Here is a 15,017-nt window from a genome sequence, read left to right as displayed (position 1 = left end):
GAGCGAGCCCGCGCGCTGAAACTTTGCGCGGATGGAGGATGCGCCGGTTGGGTCGACCCTCCGCGCTACCTGTGCGGGAAATTATATATCCTATACAATATATTGGTGGTGTCGGGTGGCTCATGCGAGCCATTCCGCAAGCGCATGGCGAACGCCCGCCGTCGCCAGCGCCGTCTGCACCGCGTTGACAGGGCGCGCCGCGCGCCGCTAGCGTCCGCGCAGCGAGCGGGACACAACACCGCCGACTAGGGATGGAAGCGTATGACGGCTAACGCGACGGACGCGCGGAGTCGGACCTCATTCGTGGGGGCTCAGCTTCAAGGATTGACGCAAGAGCACGTGGTGCTCTTCATCACGGTGTTGCTGCTCCTGGCCTTCGGCGTGCTGCTGAAAGGCTTCGCCACCGTCGACAATTTCCTCACGCTGCTGCGCAGCATCTCGATCCTGGGGATCCTCGCACTCGGCATGGCGCTGATCGTCATCAGCCGCGGCATCGACCTCTCGGAGGTCGCCATCATGGCCGGGGCCTGGGCCGTGGGCCTGATCCAGATGCAGCAGGGCATGCCGGTCTTCTGGGCCGCCCTGCTCGCCCTTTCCATCGCGCTTGCCATCGGCGCCGTCAACGGCTTCATGGTCGCGTTCGTCGAGGCCCCGGCCCTGTTCGTCACCCTGGCGGCAGGCTTTGTCATCTACGGCCTCGCGTTCTGGTTCGCGCCGGCCTGGGTGGTCTATGCGCCCAAGGACGCGCCGTGGCTCATGTTCCTGGGCGCCGCCCGCGTCCTCGGCGTGCCATTGCCGATCTTCGTCTTCGCCGCCATGGCGCTGATCATGCACCTGTTCCTGTCGCGCACCTCGATCGGCCGCTTCATCTATGCCCAGGGCGACAATCCCGAATCGGCGCGCTACGCCGGCATCGCGCTGCGCCCGCTGATCATCCTGGAGCATGTGATCGTCGCCTTCTGCGCCTGGATCGCCGGGCTCGTCTGGATCGGCACCACCGGCAGCATCCAGATGGCGGTCACGCAGGGCACGATGATCTTCGACGTCATCCTGGTCGTGGTACTCGGCGGCGTCAGCCTGGTGGGCGGGCGCGGCGGCGTGTTCAGCGTGATCGTCGGCTGCGCGCTCATCGGCACGCTGCTCAATGCCTTCACCATCATGGACGTCAACAGCGAGGTCCAGAACATCATCAAGGGTGTCGTGCTGCTCGCAGCCATCATCCTCGACAACTGGCTGCATCCGCGCGACGAGGAAACGGCACGGCAGGGCGACTAGCGATCGTCGGGAGACTCCCTTTGGCCGCCGCCCGGCCGTCGCACGCTCGGCCGCGACAGTGCGGGTCTTCTTCTCCTCGATACTGTGAGTGTTGCGGGCATAACGCATAACAACGACGGGAGGAGCTCAACATGTCGAGACGACTGCTGAACGCGACGCTGGCCGTTCTGGCCGGCGCTGTGGTCGTGGGTGGCGTCACCGCGCGGGCGCAGGAGGGCGGCACCAAGACGGCGCGCGAGCTGCGCGAGCAATACGACAAGGCGGTCAAGGGCAAGACGGTCGCCTACATCCCCATCGCCCTCAATGTACCGCTGTCGGATGAATGGGGGCGTGTGCTGCGCGACGAGGTGGAGTGGCGCGGCATGAAGTTCATCGTGCGCGATCCCAACAACAACCCGTCCGCCATGCAGCAGGCGCTCACGGCGCTGGTCAACGACAAGCCCGACGTCATCGTGGTGCAGAACCCGAGCGTCACGCTGCTGCAGAAGGAGCTGAAGCGGGCCGAAAGCCAAGGGACCTATGTCATCCAGGTGAACATGTCGTCCAACTACAAGTCGTCGGCCTTCGTCGGCGTCGACTGGGTCGAGATCGGCCGCATGCTGGCCGAGGACGTGGTCAAGCAGTGCGGCACCGGCACCGGCAAGTCGGGCAAGGTGCAGATCGTGCAGGGCGAGCTCACCGCCGCCGCCAGCGTCGACCAGATCGCTGGTGTCATGGAGGTGTTCAACAAGGACCCGGCCATCAAGGTGGTGTCGAACCAGGCGGCCAACTGGGACGCCAACACGGCGCTCAACATCACCTCCACGGTGATCCAGCAGCACCCGGACCTGTGCGCCAGCGTCGGCTTCTGGGGCATCATGGAGTCGGGCGCGGCCCAGGCGATCCGCAACGCCGGCAAGATCGACCAGGTCAAGGTCTATGCCTCGGGCGAGGGCTCGCAGCTCGATTGCGACCAGCTCCAGCAGGGCAGCTTCTACAAGTTCCTGAGCTACAAGGCGACCGAGCAGGGCCACGATCTGGCGACCGCAGCCATCTCGCTGCTGCAGATGGGCGAGAAGCCGGGCAGCCGCAACATCGAATACTACACGCGCCCGGTGTGGCTCGACAAAGCCAATGCCCACGGGGCCATGTGTTTCGCCTTGCCGAAAAGTTGAGGGACGCGCTGTCGGGCGCGTCGACGGTGCTACGTCGGTGCCGCCATGGCCGGGCTTGACCCGGCCGCCCGGCCCCTAGGGGGGCGCCCGTCCGCCCAGCCCCGCCGGGCTGGCGTTTTCTGGGGTCGATGGATGGCCGGGGCGCGCCCGGGCATGACGCAAGGGGCTGGAACCAGATGTCGATGACGACGTGGAACGCGATGAGCGGCGCGGCGCGGCGGTTCTCGCCGCGGCTGCTGCTCTCCGAGCTGATGATGAAGCAGTGGTTCGAGCCGGTCATCCCGTTCCTGGTGATGATCGGGCTCGCCCTCTACTTCGCCGCCACCATCCCGGACTATGCCAGCGTCGCTAATTCGGTTTCGCTGCTGCGCCTGTTCGCCGAATTCGGCTTCGTCGCGCTCGCCATGGCAGTGTGCCTGATCTCCGGCGGCATCGACCTCAGCGTCGGGGCGATCTTCGCCATCGGCAATTTCGCGGCCCTGTTCTTCCTCCTGGTGCTGGGCTGGCCGACGTGGGCGGTCATTGCCGCCACGCTCGCCGTCGGCGGCGTCCTCGGCGCCTTCAACGGCTTCCTCATCGGCTACCTCAAGGCGCGGCCGTTCCTCACCACCCTGGTCACGCTGATCATCCTGCGCGCCGCGGTGAATCTGCTCAACGGCGCCTACGCCACCGTCTTCGCCACCAACTCGCCCGACAGTGCCGTCTGGGACTTCCTGGGCGAGGGGAGCGTGCTCGGCATCCCCATCAACGCGGCGACGCTGTTCGCTGTGCTGCTCGTCGGCCACCTCTTCCTCAGCCGTTCGCGCTACGGCTGGCACCTCACCGCCATCGGCGCGAGCCGCAAGGCGGCGCGCCATGCGGGTATCCGCGTGCGGCTGATCCTGTTCGCCGCCTACGTGCTGTCGGGCATCCTGTGCGCGGCGGGCGGCATCTTCTACGCGGCGCGCCAGGCCAGCACCGATTCCACTACGGGCGTCGGCTGGGAGTTCCAGGCGTTGACCGCCGTGGTGCTGGGGGGCGTCTCGCTGGCCGGGGGCAAGGGCACCGTGTGGCGTGCCATGATCGGCGCCATCATCGTCTTCATGCTCACCAACGGCCTGGTGCGAATGGGCATCCCCGGCTACATCACCTCGGCGGTGATCGGCGTGATCCTGCTCGCCGCCGTCGGCATCGACGTGAAGTGGACGAAGAACCGCGGCAAGGCGGTGCAGAAGACCTACGTCAACCCCGCCGCCATGCCGCTCGCTCCGGCGCCGTCGGTCGCCGCGGCCAGCGGCACGCCCTTCGCCCAGAACGACCGGCTGATCCATGCCGAGGCGATCGGCGTCGACCAGGTGGAGGGGCCCGAGGACGTCATCCTCGACCGGCAGGACCGGCTCTACGGCAGCACCCGCGACGGCAACATCATCCGCTTCTCCGGCCTGCGCTTCGAGCGGCGCGAGGTCTTCGCCCACATCGGCGGCCGCCCTCTCGGCATGCAGTTCGACAAGGACGAGAACCTGATCGTCTGCGTCGCCGGCATGGGCGTCTACGGCGTCAAGCCGGACGGCGAGGTCTTCAAGGTGACCGACGAGACCAACCGCACCTGGTACAAGCTGAACGACGATTCGCGCCTGCGCATGGCCGACGACCTCGACATCGGTCCGGACGGCAAGATCTACTTCAGCGACTGCACCACCCGCTACGAGATGACCACCAATACCCTCGACATCCTCGAGGGGCGGCCGAACGGCCGGCTGGTGGTTTACGACCCGGCGACGCGCAGGACGCGCACCCTGATCAACCACTTCTACTTCCCCAACGGCATCTGCGTGGCGCACGATGGCCGCTCGGTGCTGATCGCCAGCACCTCGCTGTGCAAGATCTTCCGCCACTGGCTCGAAGGCCCCAGGAAGGGGCAGACCGAGGTGCTCATCGACGAGTTGCCGGGCAACCCCGACAACATCAACCGGGCCTCCAACGGCGACTATTGGCTGGCCCTGGTCGGCATCCGCACGCCGACCTTCGACCTCGCCACGCGCAAGCCGGGCTTCCGCCTGCGCATGATCAAGCAGGTGCCGACCGACGAGTGGCTGGCGCCGGGCCTCAACCACGGCTGCATCCTGCGCTTCACCGAGGCGGGCGAGGTGCTGGAATCGTGGTGGGACCCGACCGGCATCTCGCACTCGACGCTGACCTCGATGCGCGAGCACAAGGGCTACGTCTACCTGGGCGGCCTGGAGAACAACCGCATCGGCCGCATCAAGGTCGACGGCGCCGATCCCGCCTGGACCGGCTACGAGGCCTATTGGGGCGCCGGGCGCCGGGACGGGAGGTGACGGCAATGGGCGTGTTCGATCATCTCATCAGCGATATCAGGCAGATCCTGTTCCCCAACGCCGAGCAGGATGCGGTGCCCTCCATGGATGGCGCCTTCAGTCCCAACGACCGGCTCGATGCCTGCGAGCAACTCGGACCGCCGCTTCCCGGCGCCGACGACATTGCCGTGGCCGCCGACGGCACGCTCTACGTCAGCGCCGGCCGCGACGTCATCCGCCTCGCAGGCCCCGCCCACGGCGAGCGCAGCGTCGTCGCCAGCTTCGATGGGGCGGCCGGGGGCCTTGCCGTGCATCCGGACGGGCGCCTCCTGGTCTGCGTCGCCGGGCGCGGACTCGCCGCCGTCCATGGGGGGGCCGGCGGCGCGCCCCAGGTGCAGTGGCTCGAGGCCGCGGATGGCCGCCCGCTGCACGGACTCACCGGCGTCACGGCAGGCCCCGACGGGCGCATCTTCGCCACCGTGGGCAGCAGCCGCCACCCGGCCGAGCGGTGGCTGCACGACCTCATGGAGAAGGGCCGGAGCGGCTATCTCGTGGGCTGCGACGCCGACCTTGGTGCCGCTTCCATCCTGCTCGACGGGCTGGCTTTCCCCGGCGGCGTCGCCGTGGCGCCCGACAAGCAGAGCCTGTGGTTCACCGAAAGCTGGTCGCACCGGGTGCTCAAGGCACCGCTGGCAGCGAGCAGCCGGCTCGGCCCGGTCGACGTCGTCATGCGCAACCTGCCGGGCTATCCGGCCCGCCTCGCGCCCGACGGAGAGGGCGGCCTCCTGCTCGCCCTCGTGGGCGTGCGGACTCACCTGATCGAGTTCGTGCTGCGCGAGGACGACTACCGCCGGGAGATGATGGCCAACATCCCCGAGGCCTACTGGATCGGCCCGGCGCTCGGCGGCAGTCACGACTGCCTGGAGCCGATGCAGATCGGCTCGGTAAAGGCGCTCGGCATCCAGAAGCCGTGGGCGCCGCCACGCTCCTACGGCCTTCTGGCCCGCATCGACACGGACGGCGAGGTGATCGAGAGCTGGCACAGCCGCGCCGGCGGCCACGTGCACGGCGTCACCGCCGCCTGCGAGACGCCGGCCGGCGTCATCGTCGTGTCGAAGGGCAACGGCCGCCTCGTCATCGCCCGGGAGAAGAGCCTATGATGGACATGGTCAAGGCCCCCCCGCCGGCGGCAGCCACGGACACCAGCGAGCCGGTGCTGCGCATCGTCAAGGGCAGCAAGATCTATGGCGGCGTGCACGCCATCGAGGATGTCGATTTCGACCTCTATCCCGGCGAGGTGCACGCCCTCGTCGGCGAGAATGGGGCCGGCAAGTCCACCTTGTGCAAGGCCATCGCCGGCGCCATTGCGCTCACGTCGGGCGACTACATCCTCGACGGCAAGCCGGCGCGCTTCGAGCAGCCGCGCGACGCGCTCGCCGCGGGCGTCTGCATGGTCTACCAGGAGACCAGTCTGGTGCCGACGATGACGGCGGCGCAGAACATCGAGCTCGGCAACGAGAAGCTGTTGACGCGATTCCGCAAGCTCAACATCCAGGCCCAGCAGCTCCTCCAGTCGCTCAACTTTCATGTCGACCCTGCGACGCCGGTGGCGATGCTGGGCGCCGCCAAGAAGCAGATGGTGGAGATCGCCAGAGCCATCTACCACAGAGCCCGCATCATCATCTTCGACGAGCCCACCGCGAGCCTGACGCCGGAGGAGATCGTCCACTTCTTCCACCTGGTGCGGGACCTGCGGGCCCGCGGCGTCTCGGTCATCTACATCTCGCACGCGCTCGAGGAATCGCTTCAGATCGCCGACCACATCACCGTCCTGCGCGACGGCCGGCTGGTGGCGTCGGCGCCGGCGAGCGAGCTGACGCGAGCCTCGCTGATCCAGCACATGGTGGGCCGCGACGTGGCCCAGACGCTCTACGGCAAGGCGCGGCCGGCGCGCCATGTGCGCCGCGAGAAGGTGCTCACGGTCGAGAACGTCACCATGGGTATGACGGTCAAGAACATGTCGTTCTCGGTCTACGCCGGCGAGGTGGTGGGCATCGCCGGCCTCATCGGCTCGGGCCGCACCGAGATCGCCAAGATCATCTTCGGGGCGCTCAAGCGCAACCTGATCAACGGCGGCACCATCCGCCTGCGCGGCAAGCCGGTGCGCTACCGCGTGCCCAAGCAGGCGATCGACGCCGGCATCGCCTACATCACCGAGGATCGCAAGCTGAACGGCTTCTTCGAGACCATGGTGGTGGACGACAACATCTACATCACCAATCTGGCGACGGACAAAGGCTGGCGCTTCCTACTGTCGAAGCTCAGGCGCAGCGAGATCGCCAACTACTGGGTGCAGCGCCTGCGCATCAACGCGCTGCAGCGCAAGGCCAGGATCATCGAGCTCTCCGGCGGCAACCAGCAGAAGGTGGTGGTCGCCAAGTCGCTGGCGCAGGACCCGTCGATCATCATCTTCGACGAGCCGACGCGCGGCGTCGACGTGGGCACCATCCCCCACATCCACGCCGAGATCCGGCGCCTGGCCGACGAGGGCAAGGCGGTGGTGGTGATCTCCTCCTACCTCCCGGAGATCCTCAGCGTCTGCGACCGCATCCTCGTGGCCCGCCTCGGACGCATCGCCGCCGAGTTCGATGCCGCCACCGCCACCGAGGACAAGATTCTCTACGCGGCGATCCACTGAGGGAGCTGGAGCGCTCCCGCCGTCGTCACGGGGAGGGGTACGAGCTCCCATCCGGGTCAAACCCGGCCCTGAGCGGAGGGTGGTCGGCGGCCGCGGCGCCCGTCCAACGCCGCACCCAAGCGGCTTACCCTGTCCGAGCCGCCGCAAGGTAAAGCGGCCCCAAGACCCCCACAAGTCCAAGCCGCCCTCCAGCCCTATCGCCGCTCGTCCTGCGGCTCCAAAGGACTTCTCCTTGCGGTCCTTATCCCGTAAGAGATCTCCGGGGGCGGCCGTTCGAGCGGCGGCTAGCTTGGTCATGAGCTGGCCTGAGGGGGCAACGGAATGACGATCTACGGGCCGAACATCAATGGCGTGAGCTACGACGTGACGCTGGATACGTCCGGCGCCTTCTACGACCTCGCGGTGCTGCACGAGGGCACCACCCCGGTTCACTTCGCCCACATCGCCGCCGGGCACATCCTGTTCAACGACGGCGACATCATCGAGATCGCGTCCGACCCCTTCGAGGTCGCCCACTACGTCGTGCCACCGACCGTCGAGGGCACCATCTCGATCATCGTCGATCTCGATGCCGACAACGTCTTTCACATCGGCGGGTCGGTCCTCATCGACATCGGGGTGGATTTCGCCAGCAGCGCCACACTGGACATCGACGGTGGCACGGCGACGCTGAGCGAGACGGTGGAGGTGCTGGCCGGCACTACGGTCAATCTGACGAACGGGGGCACCTTCGGCAACGGCGACGGCCTGCTCAGCGCGCTCGCCAACACCACCATCGCCTTCGGCCCCGGAGGCGGCACCTTCATCGCCGACGCGGGCGGCGCCCTGATCAACCTGTCGTCGACGCGGATCACCGGCTTCGATGCCGGCCGCGACCACGTGGCCTTCGAGAACCTCGTGCCGGGAGCGGTGGTGACGGGCTATTCCATCGTCACCGACGCCAACGGCGACCAGATCATCGTCGGCCACGACGAGGGTGCCGAGGTGCTTCGCTTCGTGATCGAGGGCGGAACCTTCCCGAGCGGCTCATACGTCACCGGCACGGGTCCGCTCGGCATCAGCACCGACGGCACCACCATCATCGTCACCGCCTGCTTCCTCGCCGGCACCCGGGTGGCGACCCCGGCCGGTCCCGTGGCGATCGAGACGCTGCGGGCCGGCGACCTCGTCACCACGCCCGGCGGAGAGGCCCGGCCGGTGCGCTGGCTGGCGATGCAGACGGTCGCCAGGCGCTCCATCCACGCCAACCCCTGGGCCGTGCTGCCCATCCGCATCCGCCAGGGTGCGCTCGGCGACGGCCTGCCGGCCCGCGACCTCTTCGTCTCCCCCGACCATGCGCTGCTGATCGAGGGCTGCCTCGTGCAGGCGGGGGCGCTGGTCAACGGCACCAGCGTCACCCGCCACGTCCACGCCCCGCAGAGCTTCGTCTACTACCACGTGGAACTCGACGACCACGCTCTCGTCTTGGTCGAGGGCGTGCCGGCCGAGACCTTCATCGACCACGTCAGCCGTCAGTGCTTCGACAACTGGCAGGAGGCACCCGCCCCGGCCGGGCCGATGCCCGAGATCGAGCTGCCGCGCATCAAGGCCGCGCGGCAGCTGCCGCGCGCTGTGCGCGAGCGCCTGGCCGCGGCGGAAGCCACGCTGGAAACCGCATCGCCGGTGACGCGCGCCGCTTGAAGCGGAGACGGCGCTAGGCGGATTGGCGGACACGTTGAGCTCAGGGCAGCAGCTGCGCCCAAATCGGAGCTGATATTCCCGCTCTATACCTGGCGCGACATCAGGATATCTTCCGCAGTTCGCCGGGTTTGTGCGCCGCGCGCTTGCCCGACTTCGCGCTCTCGACGATATACTGCGGATCGTCCTTGGAGGCGGCGGCCGTGTGACCCTTGATACGGGTCTTGGAGGTCTGCTTCCGCACCACCTTGCCGTGCGTCTCGCCCTGGCTGGTGTCCCACGCGACCTTGTCGCCCTTGCTGAGATTCTTGGCCATGGGACCTACCTCGCCATGGCACCTACCTCAGGTCGACCCGCGCGACCTTGTCGCGGTAGTCCTTCTTGGGATCGAAGCCCAGCAGCATCTTGACGCCGGCCATGAAGCTCGACGCATCGGCCCAGACCTGGCCCGCATCGGGATCGAGGCGCAGCAGCGCGAGCTTGGGGTCGTCCTTGCCGCCCTCGTACCAGGCGGCGACGTAGCGGTTCCACAGCCGGTCGATCACGGCGCGGTCGGTGTCCAGACTGAGGTCGCCATGCACGGTGGCGAAGAGGTCGTGGTCCCTGGAGGTGAAGGTCGCCACGGCGCGGGCGCCGCCGCGCAGCTGCCGCACCAGTTCGTTGTCCTTCGCTGTGAAGAACCAGATGGGGCCGCTTTCGTCGCCCTCGAGCTGCGCCGTCATCGGGCGTGTGTGCGCCTCGTCCACGCCGGCGATGCCGATCATCATCGTCATGTCCGATTTCAGCGCCTTCCAGAATTTCGCTTCCAGCTCGGCCGGGTTGGTCATGCTCGTCTCCTGCTGCTGTGCCTCGGCTCCGGCACGTCCGCCTCGGACATCGAGCCGCGACAGCGGCCACGGCGTACAGCTGGAAGGCCAGGGCGTTCGTTGCACCGGGAAGGGCGTGCTGTTGAAAGGCTTTGCCGAGCGAGATGTTCCGCGCGACGGCGAGCCATGCGGCTGCGCCGCCGGCGCTGGCGCAGGCCCGACATCGCCCGGGAACTCTCCCCTGGCTCGCGCGTTTCGCGCCGCAGGCTTTGTCTTCAGAGTATCACAGCGGCTCCAGCCTGGGCTGAGAGGTGGCAATGCGGCCGGATCGATGCGCGGACGATGCTGATCGCCTGTTTCTGACGGGCGGCGGCGAACTTGCCCGTCGTATTGCCGACTACGACTGGGCATCAACGCCGATAGGGCCGATCGAGGTGTGGCCGCCGAGCCTGCGCCACACTGTCAGTCTCATGCTCGCCAGCCCCGTGCCTATCGTCCTTCTGTGGGGCGGGGCGGGCGTCATGATCTACAACGACGCCTATTCGGTGTTCGCCGGCGGCCGCGACAGCACCCTGCTCGGTTCGCATGTGCGTCAGGGCTGGCCGGAAGTGGCCGACTTCAACGACAACGTCATGCGCGTGGGGCTCGCCGGCGGCACCTTGAGCTACCGGGACCACGAATTGACGCTGCATCGCGACGGCCACCCCGAGCAGGTCCTGCTGAACCTCGACTACTCGCCGGTGCGCGGGGACGACGGCGAGCCGGCCGGGGTGATCGCGGTCGTGGTCGAGGTGACCGAGGCGCACCGGGCTCGCGCGGCCTTGCGGGAGAGCGAGACCAGGCTGCGCTTCCTCGACGACCTCGGCCGGGCCGTCGCGGAGTGCCACGATGCCGACGAGATCCTCGCCATCACGACGCGGATGACGGCGCAGCATCTGGGCCTCAGCAACTGCGCCTATGCCGATATGGACGGGGACGAGGATGGCTTCACCATCCGCGGCAATTGGCATGCGCCGGGCACGCCGTCGATCGTGGGCCGCTACAGCCTGACCGATTTCGGCAAGCTCGCCGTCCGCGAGCTGCACGCCGGCCGGCCGCTGATCATCAACGACAACCGCCTCGAGCTCGCGCCGGAGGAGGCGAGAACCTTCCAGGCCATCGGCATCAGCGCCACCATCTGCATGCCCCTTATCAAGCAGGGGCGGCTGACCGCCCTGATGGCGATCCACGACCGGCAGCCGCATTTTTGGTCCGACTACGAGTTGAGCCTCATCCGGGAGGTCACCGCCCGGTCGTGGGCGCATGTGCAGCGCGTCGGCGCCGAAGGCACGCTGCGCGAGCACGAGGCGCATCACCGGCAGATTCTCGACAGTGCCATCGACTACGGCATCGTGGCGACCGATCTCGACGGCGGCATCACGCTCTGGAACCGGGGCGCGGCGGAGATGCTGGGCTGGAGCGAAGCCGAGATGCTGGGCCAGCCCATGGCGACGTTCTTCACGCCCGAGGACCGGGACGCCGACAGGCCCCGCCTCAAGCGCCGCGAGGCGCTCGAGACGGGCCGGGCCCACGACGCGCGCTGGCACCTCAAGAAGTCCGGCGAGCGCTTCTGGGGCCTGAGCGAAATGACGCCCCTGCGGGATGGGCGCGGCAGGCCGATCGGCTTCGTCAAGCTGATCCGCGACCGCACCCGGGAGTACGAGGCAGAGGAGGCGCTGCGCCAGAGCGAGGAGCGCCTACGCCGTGCGCAAGCGGCGGGCGGCATCGGCCTGTTCTCGATCGACGTTGCCACCAGCACCGTCAGTCCTACCCCCGAATTCTGCCGGATATTCGGGGTCGTGCCGGCCGCCCAGATCCCCGCCGCCGCCCTCGAGGCGCTGGTGCTGCGGCAGGACGCGGAGATCGTGTCCAACGCGGCGACCCGCCGCGCGGGCATCGCCCCGCTCGAAGTGGAATATCGGATCCGGCGGCAGGACAGCGGCGAGCAGCGGATCATCGCCCGCAAAGCCGACTACGAGCGCGACGCGGCGGGGCAGCCGGTGCGCATGGTGGGCGTGGTCCAGGACGTGACGGATCGGCGCCGCATCCAGATGGCGCTGGAGAAGAGCGAGGCGCAGTTCAGCGCGCTCGCGCAGAACATGCCCAACCAGGTGTGGACCGCGCGGGCGGATGGCGCGCTCGATTGGTTCAACGACCAGGTCTACGCCTATTGCGGGGCCGCGCGCGGCAGCCTCCGGGGCGACGGGTGGATGCAGATCGTGCACCCCGAGGATCAGCCGCGCACGCGCGAGCGCTGGGCGCAGGCGCTCGCATCGGGCGACACCTACGAGGCCGAGTTCCGCCTGCGCGACGCCGACGGCGCCTATCGCTGGCATCTGTCGCGCGCCTTGCCGCTGACCGACGCCCGCGGCGCGATCACGGCCTGGGTCGGGACCAATACCGAGATCGACGCGCAGAAGCGCACCGAGGAAGCCTATGCGCAGGATCGCGACCGGCTTTGGACGACCAGCCGCGACCTGATGCTGGTCTGTGATTTCGAGGGCATCATCACTGCGGTCAACCCCTCCGCCCCACGATTGCTCGGCTGGGACGAGACGGAGATGGTGGGCCAGGGCCTTGCCCATTTCCTGCATCCCGACGATCGCGAGGCGACGGCGCGCGAGATGGCAAACCTCTCCGCGGGCGCCGCTCCCCTCTCCTTCGAGAACCGCTATCGCACCAAAGCGGGGGAGTATCGTCTGCTCGCCTGGACCGCCGTGCCCGACAATGGCCGCATCCACGCCATCGGGCGCGACATTACCGAGCAGCGCGCCGTGGAGGAGGCGCTGCGCCAGAGCCAGAAGATGGAGGCCGTCGGCCAGCTCACCGGCGGGATCGCGCACGATTTCAACAACCTGCTCCAGGGCATCACGGGCAGCCTCGACATCCTCGGCAACCGCATCGCCCAAGGCCGCACCGCCGACCTCGGCCGCTGGCTCACCGGTGCCAAGCTGTCGGCCGAGCGTGCGGCGGCCCTCACCCATCGCCTGCTTGCCTTCTCCCGCCGCCAGCCGCTCGATCCGCGGCCGGTGCGCGCCAATCCGCTCATCTCGTCCATGGAGGACATGCTGCGCCGCACGCTGGGCGAGGGCGTGGAGCTGGAACTGGTGCTGGCCGGCGGCCTGTGGCTGACGCGATGCGATCCCAACCAGCTGGAGAGCGCGGTGCTCAACCTGGCGATCAACGCCCGTGATGCGATGCCGGCGGGAGGCAAGCTCACCATCGAGACCTGCAACGTGCATCTGGACAGCCTGTACGCGGCGCGCCAGCGCGACCTGAAGCCCGGCCAGTATGTCTGCGTCTGCGTGACCGATACCGGCATCGGCATGACGAAGGAGACGATCGCCCGGGCTTTCGAGCCGTTTTTCACCACCAAGCCCCTGGGGCAGGGCACGGGGCTCGGGCTCTCCATGGTCTACGGCTTCACCCGGCAGTCGGAGGGCTATGCGCGCATCTATTCGGAGGTTGGACAAGGCACGACCATCAAGCTCTACCTGCCGCGTCACCGCGGCGAGGAGGATCCGGAAGAGATTCACGGCGGGCCGCGCGAGGCACCCGCGTCGGAGGCCGGCGAGGTCGTCCTGGTGGTCGAGGACGAGCCGGTCGTGCGGGGGCTGATCGTCGAGGTGCTGGGCGAACTCGGCTACCGCGCCATCGAGGCGAGCGACGGACCCAAAGGGCTGGAGATCCTCCAGTCGCGGCGGCGCATCGACCTCTTGATCACGGACGTCGGCCTGCCCGGCCTCAACGGCCGCCAGATGGCCGACGGCGGCCGCGTCTCGCGTCCCGAACTCAAGGTGCTGTTCATGACCGGCTATGCCGAGAATGCCGCCTTCGCCTCGGGCTTCCTGGAGCCGGGAATGGCCATGATCACCAAGCCCTTCGCCATGGATGCGCTGGCGAGCCGCATCCGGGACATGATCGCGGGCTGAGCGCCGCGGCTCCGCCTTGGCGCAGGGCGCAGCCCGGGACCGGCGGAGCTGGCCCTCAAGGCCCGTTCGCCTATAGTCGGGCGCTGCAAGCAGCGCCGCCCCGCCAATGGCGGCGCGCAAGGGAGGTTACGCGTGCCCGTCGACCCACAAATTCAAGCCCTTCTCGACAAGGGGACGGGCGTGCCGGCGACGCATACGCTGCCGGTCCCCGAGGCGCGGCGCCAGTACGAGGCGCGCATCGCGCTGATGGCGACGCCCGCGGCCGTGGCGGAGGTGAGCGAGCGCCACCTTGCCGGACCGGGCGGACCGTTGCTCGCGCGGATCTATCGCCCGCACGGGACCGGCCCGTTCCCGCTCGTGATGTTCTTTCACGGCAGCGGCTTCGTTCTGTGCAGCCTCGATACCCACGACGGCATGTGCCGCAATCTCTGCGCCGGGGCGGGCTGCGTCGTGGTGTCGGTCGACTACCGGCTGGCGCCCGAGCACAAATTTCCCGCGCCGCTCGACGATTGCGTCACCGCGACCCGCTGGGCGGCCGAGCACGCGGGCGAGCTCATGGCGGATGCCGGGACGATCGTCGTCGCCGGCGACAGCGCCGGCGGCAATCTCGCCGCGGCGACCGCGCTGCGCCTGCGCGACGAAGGCGGCCCGAGGCTGCGCGGACAGCTGCTGATGTACCCGGTCACCGACTACCACACGCCCGGCACGCGCTCCTACCGCGACAACGCGGAGGGCTATGGCCTGACCCGCGAGACGATGGAGTGGTTCTGGGACCACTATCTGGCCGATCCGGCCGATGCGGCGAACCCCTACGCGGCGCCCCTGCGCGCGGCGTGCTTCGAGGCCCTGCCGCCGGCGCTCGTCCTCACCGCCGAGTACGACCCGCTGCGCGACGAGGGCGAAGACTTTGCCGCGCGCCTCCAGGCCGCCGGCGTTTCCGTGCAGCTCACGCGCTGGGACGGCATGAACCACGGCTTCCTCTTCTGGGTCGGCAAGGTCGACAAGGCCGACGGGGCCATGGCGGAATGCACGGCGTGGCTGCGCGCCCTCTTCGCCGAGCCGGCGGGCCCGGCGGATGGACGGCAGGGTCAAGCCCGGCCATGACGAGGTGGGAGTGGTTGCCCCAACGCCGTCGCCGG

General features: G+C 68.5%; 10 protein-coding genes. 8 read left to right on the top strand and 2 right to left on the bottom strand.

Annotated elements, in window-relative coordinates:
* Positions 1–342: 342 nt before the first annotated feature.
* The 6 genes from IEW34_RS02120 (at position 343) to IEW34_RS02095 (ending at position 9,104) form a co-directional block, all read left to right on the top strand.
* Complete coding sequence (locus IEW34_RS02120; RefSeq protein ID WP_244641691.1) at positions 343–1,275, top strand: ABC transporter permease; 933 nt, start codon at positions 343–345, stop codon at positions 1,273–1,275.
* A gap of 131 nt (positions 1,276–1,406) precedes the next feature.
* On the top strand, positions 1,407–2,429 hold the full coding sequence (locus tag IEW34_RS02115) for a sugar ABC transporter substrate-binding protein (RefSeq protein ID WP_188607459.1): 1,023 nt from the start codon (positions 1,407–1,409) through the stop codon (positions 2,427–2,429).
* A 182-nt stretch (positions 2,430–2,611) separates the two neighbouring features.
* On the top strand, positions 2,612–4,747 hold the full coding sequence (locus IEW34_RS02110; protein WP_308424355.1) for an ABC transporter permease: 2,136 nt from the start codon (positions 2,612–2,614) through the stop codon (positions 4,745–4,747).
* Positions 4,748–4,752: 5 nt separating this feature from the next.
* Complete coding sequence (locus IEW34_RS02105) at positions 4,753–5,886, top strand: SMP-30/gluconolactonase/LRE family protein (protein ID WP_188607457.1); 1,134 nt, start codon at positions 4,753–4,755, stop codon at positions 5,884–5,886.
* Complete coding sequence (locus IEW34_RS02100; protein WP_244641689.1) at positions 5,886–7,424, top strand: sugar ABC transporter ATP-binding protein; 1,539 nt, start codon at positions 5,886–5,888, stop codon at positions 7,422–7,424. The genes IEW34_RS02105 and IEW34_RS02100 overlap by 1 nt, the downstream gene beginning before the upstream one ends.
* A 321-nt stretch (positions 7,425–7,745) precedes the next feature.
* Positions 7,746–9,104 carry a Hint domain-containing protein gene (locus tag IEW34_RS02095; RefSeq protein WP_188607456.1) on the top strand — a complete coding sequence of 453 codons (1,359 nt, stop codon included), beginning with the start codon at positions 7,746–7,748 and terminating at the stop codon, positions 9,102–9,104.
* A 100-nt stretch (positions 9,105–9,204) separates the two neighbouring features.
* On the opposite strand, the gene IEW34_RS02090 is transcribed toward IEW34_RS02095, so the two are convergent.
* Together IEW34_RS02090 and IEW34_RS02085 are read right to left on the bottom strand one after the other, a co-directional pair.
* Positions 9,205–9,417 carry a hypervirulence associated TUDOR domain-containing protein gene (locus tag IEW34_RS02090; RefSeq protein ID WP_188607455.1) on the bottom strand — a complete coding sequence of 71 codons (213 nt, stop codon included), beginning with the start codon at positions 9,415–9,417 and terminating at the stop codon, positions 9,205–9,207.
* Positions 9,418–9,439: 22 nt separating this feature from the next.
* Positions 9,440–9,928: a pyridoxamine 5'-phosphate oxidase family protein gene (locus IEW34_RS02085; RefSeq protein WP_188607454.1), complete on the bottom strand. Its 489-nt coding sequence runs from the start codon at positions 9,926–9,928 to the stop codon at positions 9,440–9,442.
* A gap of 296 nt (positions 9,929–10,224) precedes the next feature.
* Between IEW34_RS02085 and IEW34_RS02080 the strand changes: the two genes are divergently transcribed.
* Complete coding sequence (locus IEW34_RS02080) at positions 10,225–13,878, top strand: PAS domain S-box protein (RefSeq protein WP_188607453.1); 3,654 nt, start codon at positions 10,225–10,227, stop codon at positions 13,876–13,878.
* 132 nt (positions 13,879–14,010) lie between these two features.
* Positions 14,011–14,982, top strand: coding sequence for a LipP1 family hormone-sensitive lipase (gene lipP1 / locus IEW34_RS02075; RefSeq protein ID WP_210324424.1), 972 nt, complete (start codon positions 14,011–14,013; stop codon positions 14,980–14,982).
* The last annotated feature ends 35 nt before the right edge of the window (positions 14,983–15,017 follow it).

Source organism: Chelatococcus reniformis, assembly GCF_014640075.1.
GTDB lineage: Bacteria > Pseudomonadota > Alphaproteobacteria > Rhizobiales > Beijerinckiaceae > Camelimonas > Camelimonas reniformis.
This window is presented reverse-complemented; position numbering and strand designations above follow the sequence as displayed.

Coding starts and splice junctions, on each gene's coding strand:
- IEW34_RS02115 (WP_188607459.1), top strand. CDS start 1,407: ATGTCGAGACGACTGCTGAACGCGACGCTGGCCGTTCTGGCCGGCGCT.
- IEW34_RS02110 (WP_308424355.1), top strand. CDS start 2,612: ATGACGACGTGGAACGCGATGAGCGGCGCGGCGCGGCGGTTCTCGCCG.
- IEW34_RS02105 (WP_188607457.1), top strand. CDS start 4,753: ATGGGCGTGTTCGATCATCTCATCAGCGATATCAGGCAGATCCTGTTC.
- IEW34_RS02100 (WP_244641689.1), top strand. CDS start 5,886: ATGGACATGGTCAAGGCCCCCCCGCCGGCGGCAGCCACGGACACCAGC.
- IEW34_RS02095 (WP_188607456.1), top strand. CDS start 7,746: ATGACGATCTACGGGCCGAACATCAATGGCGTGAGCTACGACGTGACG.
- IEW34_RS02090 (WP_188607455.1), bottom strand. CDS start 9,417: ATGGCCAAGAATCTCAGCAAGGGCGACAAGGTCGCGTGGGACACCAGC.
- IEW34_RS02085 (WP_188607454.1), bottom strand. CDS start 9,928: ATGACCAACCCGGCCGAGCTGGAAGCGAAATTCTGGAAGGCGCTGAAA.
- IEW34_RS02080 (WP_188607453.1), top strand. CDS start 10,225: ATGCGGCCGGATCGATGCGCGGACGATGCTGATCGCCTGTTTCTGACG.